The 6,618-nt window shown below is 39.5% G+C and carries 5 protein-coding genes; 2 read left to right on the forward strand and 3 right to left on the reverse strand.

The genetic code is table 11. The features are described 5' to 3' along the window. Window positions 1–2 precede the first annotated feature (2 nt). Window positions 3–1,031 carry a tRNA preQ1(34) S-adenosylmethionine ribosyltransferase-isomerase QueA gene (gene queA, locus STRDD10_RS06465; RefSeq protein ID WP_067194093.1) on the forward strand — a complete coding sequence of 343 codons (1,029 nt, stop codon included), beginning with the start codon at window positions 3–5 and terminating at the stop codon, window positions 1,029–1,031. A gap of 117 nt (window positions 1,032–1,148) precedes the next feature. Here queA and STRDD10_RS06470 read toward each other — a convergent pair whose 3' ends face one another. Next, on the reverse strand, window positions 1,149–3,812 hold the full coding sequence (locus STRDD10_RS06470; protein ID WP_067194095.1) for an ABC transporter permease: 2,664 nt from the start codon (window positions 3,810–3,812) through the stop codon (window positions 1,149–1,151). Between the two features lie 12 nt (window positions 3,813–3,824). Continuing rightward, window positions 3,825–4,526, reverse strand: coding sequence for an ABC transporter ATP-binding protein (locus tag STRDD10_RS06475; RefSeq protein ID WP_067194097.1), 702 nt, complete (start codon window positions 4,524–4,526; stop codon window positions 3,825–3,827). Window positions 4,527–4,809: 283 nt separating this feature from the next. On the opposite strand from STRDD10_RS06475, the gene STRDD10_RS06480 reads away from it, so the two are divergent. Beyond that, window positions 4,810–5,346 carry a TetR/AcrR family transcriptional regulator C-terminal domain-containing protein gene (locus tag STRDD10_RS06480; protein ID WP_067194099.1) on the forward strand — a complete coding sequence of 179 codons (537 nt, stop codon included), beginning with the start codon at window positions 4,810–4,812 and terminating at the stop codon, window positions 5,344–5,346. A gap of 327 nt (window positions 5,347–5,673) precedes the next feature. Here the strand turns inward: STRDD10_RS06480 and tehB are convergent, their stop codons facing one another. Then, a complete protein-coding gene (gene tehB, locus STRDD10_RS06485; protein WP_067194438.1) occupies window positions 5,674–6,537 on the reverse strand; it encodes an SAM-dependent methyltransferase TehB in 864 nt (287 codons plus the stop codon). Between the last annotated feature and the right edge of the window lie 81 nt (window positions 6,538–6,618).

Below are 6,618 nucleotides of genomic sequence, written 5' to 3' on the forward strand. Positions count from 1 at the left end.
TTATGAACACTTCTGATTTTGATTTTAATTTACCTGAAGAACTGATTGCTCAAACACCTTTGGAAAAACGGGACGCTTCCAAACTTCTCATTGTCAACCACAAAACTGGTAAGATGGAGGATACTCACTTTGATTCCATTGTAGATCAACTAAATCCAGGGGATGCTTTGGTTCTCAACAACACGCGTGTTCTACCGGCCCGTCTCTACGGTCACAAACCTGAGACTGGGGGACACGTAGAACTGCTTTTACTTAAGAACACCAAAGAAGATGAATGGGAAGTCCTCGCAAAACCTGCTAAAAGACTAAAAATTGGAACTACCATTCACTTTGGAGATGGACGACTACGTGCTACTGTCATAAAAAAACTTGAACACGGTGGACGAATTGTCCGTTTTGAATATGAAGGAATTTTTCTAGAAGTACTTGAAAGCTTAGGAGAAATGCCGTTGCCTCCTTATATCCATGAAAAACTTGAGGATAAGGAACGCTATCAAACTGTCTATGCTAAAGAAAACGGATCAGCTGCTGCACCAACAGCTGGGCTACACTTTACACCTCAATTGCTAGAAACTATCGAACAAAAAGGAGTAAAAATTGTTTATGTAACCCTTCATGTCGGACTTGGAACTTTTCGTCCTGTTTCAGTCGACAACCTAGATGAGCATGAAATGCATTCTGAGTTTTATAATCTGAGTGAAGAAGCTGCTGCTAGCATTAATCAAGTCAAGAATAACGGTGGAAAAATTGTGGCAGTGGGCACCACCTCTATTCGTACCTTAGAAACCATTGGAAATAAGTTTAATGGGAAAGTCGAGGCTGATTCCGGTTGGACCAATATCTTCATTAAACCCGGATACCAATGGAAAATTGTTGACGCCTTTTCCACCAACTTCCATTTACCAAAATCGACTCTCGTTATGCTTGTGTCTGCTTTTGCAGGGCGAGAACTAGTTCTTGAAGCCTATCACCATGCCATCGAGGAAGGCTATCGCTTTTTTAGTTTTGGCGACGCCATGTTTATCAAGTAAAAGTGTAAATTAAAATTTGGAGATAAATGTCCTCCCTCCCACGATACAATCATCTTTTAAAGGTATAGAAAAAACATCTCAAGTTTATTTTCTCTAAACTATTGAGATGTTTTTTCTTTATTCTACGGATTTCAAAGCTTCCAACATATCGACCTTTTGTAACCAACGGTTAACAATAAGACCCAGTCCAGCCAATATCGCAACAACAACCACTGCAGGAACAGCATAGATAGTCCAGCCCAAAGCAGGATTAAACATGACCGTATCCGGAGGAATGATCGCAATCATATAAGCATGTAATCCAAGACCAAGACCAAATCCAACTAAAATCCCTACGATGGAGAGGTAAATGGTTTCACGATAGATATACAGAGTGACTTCGTTATTATAAAATCCGAGCACCTTGATCGTAGAAAGTTCCCGAATACGCTCTGCCACGTTGATATTGGTTAAGTTGAAGAGAACAACCAGTGCCAGCATAATAGAAGTCCCAATCATCACTCCCATAACACGGTTAAGTGATTCTACAATAGTCGCGACTTGATCTTTGAGGGTAGTATTTTGAACAACCCCTTTGACACCATCAAGCTCCATAAATTGACTGGCTGTTTCCTCAACGTTTTTGTCTGAGTGATTCTTCAGTGTCAGAATAGTAGCGTTTTGGCTCGCCTCTTTACCAAAAGCATTTCTGTAAGTAGTTTCATTCATAAAGATGAAGTGACCCATATACATTTCAGAAATACCAGCAACTTTGAGTTTGATATCCTTGTCTTGACTATTTTGAACGGTTAACTCGTCTCCTACAGAAACGCCAGCTAAGTCTGCCAATTTCTCAGAAATAATAATCCCTTTGTCGGTCAATTCGAGTTTTTGACCAGTTTCACGATTATTGAGCTTGATGTAATGTTGTAGAGTTTCTTGATCCTTGTCTTTGACCACAAGGGTTGTGATATCTTGACGATCGTTATTAGTTCCTGCCTCTTTTGAAAGCATTTCGTAATGAATAGAAAGATGTTCCTTGACCTTGCTATCGTTAATTAATTTTTGGATATTTTCCTTTTCCTGCCCATCCAGATAATCCTTGTTTGCGACAATCATATCATAGCGAATGATGTTAGGGAATTGGCGTGTGTTAAGGTCTCCGATAGAAGAACGAATACCGAGTCCAGCAAAGAGAAGTGCGATGGAACCGCAGACACCAAAAATAGTCATAAACATCCGTTGCTTGTAGCGAAAAATATTACGGGCAGTGACTTTTTGTGTAAAGCTCATCCGTTTCCAAAGAGGGGTGATGCGCTCCAGAAGAATCTTAGAACCAGATGTTGGAGGTTTTGGAAGAAGAAGTTGGGCTGGCTTTTCTCCTAATTCACGCTTGGCTACCATAAAAGCAGGAAGAACTGTGGACAAAAGACCAAGCACAATAGCTAGAAGAGTCTTAAAAGGATAGAAGTGTAACTCAATCGGTGCGAGCAGGATCCGTTCTTTAAAGCTATTGTAAATGATGGATGGAAGGAGAATGTGTCCAGCAGCAACCCCAATAGCAGTACCAACCATACTCGTCACCAATCCATAAATAATAAATTTACGGATGATGTCCTTGTTTTGGTAACCAAGAGCTTTGAATGTTCCTGCCTTAATCCGTTCTTCCTCGACGAAGCGTCCCATCGTGACGAAGGTTACCAAGGCAGCAATAAAGTAGAGGATAACAGGGAAGATATTACTGAGGTTCTGAAAAACAGAAGCGTTTGCCTCATAAGAAACATAACCTTCTGACCAAGGAGCTTCACGACGTGTGTAGACATCGTAGCTTGGTTCAGTCATGCTATCGATTTTTTCTTGAGCTTCCTTTATTTGCTCCTTCTTGTCAGTGATTTCATCTTGTGCCTGAGTCAATTGTCCCTGGACAAGAGGATTCTTATCTTGACCGCTCGCTTTCGCTTGTTCTAGTTTCTTGTTAAGTTCCGTTTCTGCCGTCTGAAGTTGACTTGTTTGTTGGTCAATCTTAGCCTGTGGATCAGCTTTTAATTCTTTCAAACGGTTAGCAGGCTGATCTTTCACTAATTTTTCGAGCTCATCTTCGTGTTTGGAAACCTTGTCAGTGTAATCCTGGGTATAAGGGTTAGCAGTACTGACGTCTTTGTAAGCTAAGCGTGCAATCATGTAGACGTCGGAATCAAAACTAGATTCAGGAACAACCGCATAACCTTTGAGTTCCCCACTCCCAGCTGTCGATGAACCGAGATCAACACTTGATAAGATTTCAGATGACTGAACAAAGCCAGTGATGGTAAAGCTGTGTTCTTTTAAGACATCCTTACCATTGTCACCCTCTTTTTCAGAAAACGAGATCTTGTCACCAATCTTATAGTTGTCTTGATAGACTGAAGAAAGAGCAATTTCACCTTGCTTACTTGGTAGTTTTCCTTTTACAACCTCATAAGTTGAGATATCCTTGGGCTCTGAAAATAGTCGAAAGGCATCTGTGGAGTCTTTCAGCACCACATCTTTAAAGTAACCATACTCAATGTTTGCCTCTGATGAGACTTGATTTAAAAGATCTTGATCCGATTGGTTCAGTCCATAGCTACCTATAACCGTAAGGTCAGCTATTTGGTGTTTAGTGAAATAGCTTGTTGCTGTTTGTTGCATATCAGGGGTTGTCACTTTTAGACCCACAAGAGCGAAAGAACCCAAGGCCATAAGTGCAGCTATAGAAACCACCCGTCCTTTAGAACTAGAGAAAGACTTTCTGACATCTTTCCAATAAGTTTTACGATTCATGAGACATCCTTTCTAGTACTCGAGGCTATCAATATCTTGTGGAGTTGTATTGAGTTCAATACTTTGAACACGCGCATCATGCATACGAATCACACGATCTGCAATCGGTGCAAGCGCCCCATTGTGAGTGACGATGATAACGGTAGCTCCTTCATTGCGAGCCTTGTCTTGGAGAATCTTCAAGACCTGTTTTCCAGTATTGTAATCCAGGGCTCCTGTAGGTTCGTCACAGAGGAGAATTTTGGGATTTTTCGCCACTGCACGAGCGATTGCCACCCGTTGCTGTTCTCCACCAGATAATTGAGCTGGGAAGTTGTTGATGCGTTGGCCAAGTCCCACATCACTCAACGTTTGCTCAGCATCCTTTGCATCTGCCACAATTTCCGAAGCCAACTCCACATTTTCCTTAGCAGTTAAATTGGATACTAAATTGTAAAACTGAAAGACAAAACCAACATCCTCACGACGATAGGTAGTCAATTGCTTTGCGTTGTATCCTGAAATATCTTGCCCATCAATGATAACCTGACCTTCGTCGTTTGTATCCATACCTCCCAGGATATTAAGGACAGTTGATTTACCTGCTCCTGAAGATCCCAAAATAATGACCAACTCTCCTTTTTCAATCTCAAAATTGATATCATTATTTGCGATGATTTCGACATCTCCTGTCCGATAACGTTTGTAGCTATGTTTCATCTCAATGTAAGCCATCATGTTCTCCTTGTTTTCTCTATTCTCATTGTAATCCTTTTTCTACTAAAAAGGTACAAAAAATAAATTTATTTTAAAATCAACAATCTGTTGATTTATCACGAAAGCTATTATAGCTCAAATAAAATTAACCTGCAACAACAGAATTAGACAAAGTGTTGAAATAAGAGATAAAAACGGTTCTGCTTCATTTTTAATCTATAACTAAAATAGAAAAAGACTTGTTTTTTTCAAGAAAATGATTATAATATACTCAACAAGATGTTGAAATAAAGGAGGACCCATGTCCATACGTCACACAACCACCAAAAACGATATCAAAGAAGCCTTGACTCTTCTACTTGCTGAAAAAAGTCTCGAAGAGATTTCGATTAGCCAACTCACAAAAAAAGCCGGCATCAATCGCTCGACTTTCTATCTTCATTATATCGATAAATATGATTTACTAGACCAATTAAAAGAAGAAACTTTGGAAACCATACATCACTTGTTAGCTGAAAGTTTGGGACACCCTACAAATGCTCTACTAGATGTCTTAACCTATCTTTACCAAAATATACAATTTTATAAAGAAATTTCTCGACATAGCCAATTTTGCTTACGAGAAAATATTGCAGATTTTTTAGAAGAAGTTACCCATCGTACACCAGGTGCCGTTCAAGTGGTCATCTCTAGTTATGGTGTCCCTGAAAAATACGCCTTGCAACTTTTTATAGAAGGTGTGGTTGGCGTAATCACAAATTGGATTAACGAAGGTGGACAAGAGAGTCCAGAAGAGCTAGCAACTATTCTTCTTGCTTCTCCAGGATTTCAGTGGTAATGATTTATTTCCAGCTTGTTCCACAAATTAAGATACTAGAACACCACGCAGTTCATAGTACACTTTGGACGATCCAACATGGCCTCAATCATTTTTCAATAGTGTCAAAATAGAGACTGGGACAATAGTCTTCTGCCTCCAAATGAGGTCAGTCATAAACTAATAACGCAGTAGATGACTGGACACTTACTTCGCTTTTCAAGCCCGTAAGAGTCCCTAATCATCCTTGCGGGGGTGGGCCTACGAACTAAAATTTTTCAATTGTGAGTTCTGTCCCACTCCTTTTTTTCATTAACTACTACTGAACTTTCATCTTCAATTTTATTTTTAAGGTTTTTTAGCTAGCATAGTCGCAAAGCGAAGTTGAATACGATTACCATGTTCATCTCGTCGATGGAGATGTCCTGGATTTTCATTGTATTTTATAAGTTCCCAGTCTTTATAATAGTTAGAAAGTTCACCTTCTTTGAAAGTAAATGGAAACGGCAAATGGCAGGGATAATCTTTGGTATCCATCGCACAAACAATAAGATTATATCCACCTGAGTTGGTTTGTTCCTGCATGTTTTGAATAATATCTGGAATCCGTTCTGCCTGCAAAAACATCAAAACAACCGTCGAAACGATAAAATCATAAGTCCCTGTCAGACTAGCACTGTTGATGTCATATGATTGGATATCCATATCTAAATGTTCTTGTTCTACAATACTTGATAAAATTTCAAGAGACAAGTCATTTTGATCGTAAGCTGTTACTGCGAGTCCTCTTTGAGCCAGATACAGGCTATTTCGTCCTTGACCACAACCCAAGTCTAATGCAGTTTTAGGCTGAATGGACTGCATAGCTTCTAGAACTTCTGAATGAACAGCCCCTGTGTTGTACTTTTTAACGAAGTAATCCTCAGGTTGGCAATAAAAACTTAAAAACCACTCGACATCATCCGAAGCAGCTTCTACACGATGCCATGCTTGAGGTTCTACAAATGGTAAGACCTCTCCTGCTTGAAAAGTTTGGCTACTGATTTCCTCTCCTTCTTCTGTCAGATGATAAAAAGTCAGTTTCCCCTTTAGTATTGTGATTTTTCCCCAAGTCCCAACCTTCGTATTGTGCTTTTCTTGTACCATTTGTGGCATGGTTTCTTTCGTCCAGATTGGCATCGTTTTATATACAATCAAGTGTTCTGTTAACATCATTTTACCCCCTCTTTTCTATCTTATCTTATTCAACCCAATAAAACAAATAAAAACTCAAACATTGTAAATAAAAAGGCA

The sequence above is a fragment of the Streptococcus sp. DD10 genome (assembly GCF_001578805.1).
GTDB lineage: Bacteria > Bacillota > Bacilli > Lactobacillales > Streptococcaceae > Streptococcus.

Bases quoted from the DNA above. Each gene is read 5' to 3' on its own strand.
- queA (WP_067194093.1), top strand. From the start codon at position 3: ATGAACACTTCTGATTTTGATTTTAATTTACCTGAAGAACTGATTGCT.
- STRDD10_RS06470 (WP_067194095.1), bottom strand. From the start codon at position 3,812: ATGAATCGTAAAACTTATTGGAAAGATGTCAGAAAGTCTTTCTCTAGT.
- STRDD10_RS06475 (WP_067194097.1), bottom strand. From the start codon at position 4,526: ATGGCTTACATTGAGATGAAACATAGCTACAAACGTTATCGGACAGGA.
- STRDD10_RS06480 (WP_067194099.1), top strand. From the start codon at position 4,810: ATGTCCATACGTCACACAACCACCAAAAACGATATCAAAGAAGCCTTG.
- tehB (WP_067194438.1), bottom strand. From the start codon at position 6,537: ATGTTAACAGAACACTTGATTGTATATAAAACGATGCCAATCTGGACG.